The sequence below is a fragment of the Vreelandella boliviensis LC1 genome (assembly GCF_000236035.1).
Lineage (GTDB): Bacteria > Pseudomonadota > Gammaproteobacteria > Pseudomonadales > Halomonadaceae > Vreelandella > Vreelandella boliviensis.
This window is the reverse complement of the sequence record NZ_JH393275.1, coordinates 1-591: the sequence shown is the minus strand read 5'-3', so window position 1 is coordinate 591 and position 591 is coordinate 1. Positions and strand designations below refer to the sequence as shown.

Here is a 591-nt window from a genome sequence, read left to right as displayed (position 1 = left end):
CGTCGTCTCTCGCCAGCCTTTATCTGGTAAGTTCTGGTGGCGCTTGCCGTATTTGTCTTTCTGGTCGGCGAACTTCGGATCTCGGCTGCGGAACTGATTATCGGGGATGTAGCCGTTGATCTGTCGTTCGTGCAGATACTTCATATTGGCCTCATTGGCAAAGCCAGTATCTGCGGTGACGACGGTGCCTTTCTGGTAGATGTTGTCCGCAATGCCTAGCTTCTTAAAACGGGCTTCGACCGTTTCCAGTACGGGCTGCAAAGTGTGGTTTTCCTGGCCTTTGCCAAAGGCCTGGGCATCAATAACGATCTGGTGTTTTTTATCCACCGTGGCTACGCCGTTATAGCCTTGAATCGTGTCCTTGCTGGTGGTCATTTTGGCACTTTCGTTATCGGTGAGGTTGCTCTTCACTTCCTTGATTCGCTTCCCCTGGCCCATCCTTGGACTGTGCGTCTTTAGGAAACGATCCACTTTTTTCATAGCGGCATCTAGCGAGAGAATCGTCTTGGCCCGCCGGATATCCCAATCCAGATCGGCTTCCGTCTCGGCCTCATCACGCGCGTAGTGCTCCAGTAGGTGATGCCGAATCAG

The 591-nt window shown here is 52.6% G+C and carries 1 protein-coding gene; it reads right to left on the bottom strand.

Annotation, left to right across the window (positions count from 1 at the left end; genetic code table 11):
• Positions 1-591, bottom strand: a 591-nt coding sequence (locus KUC_RS18990) for a transposase (protein WP_040481836.1), incomplete at both ends; no start/stop codon positions are given.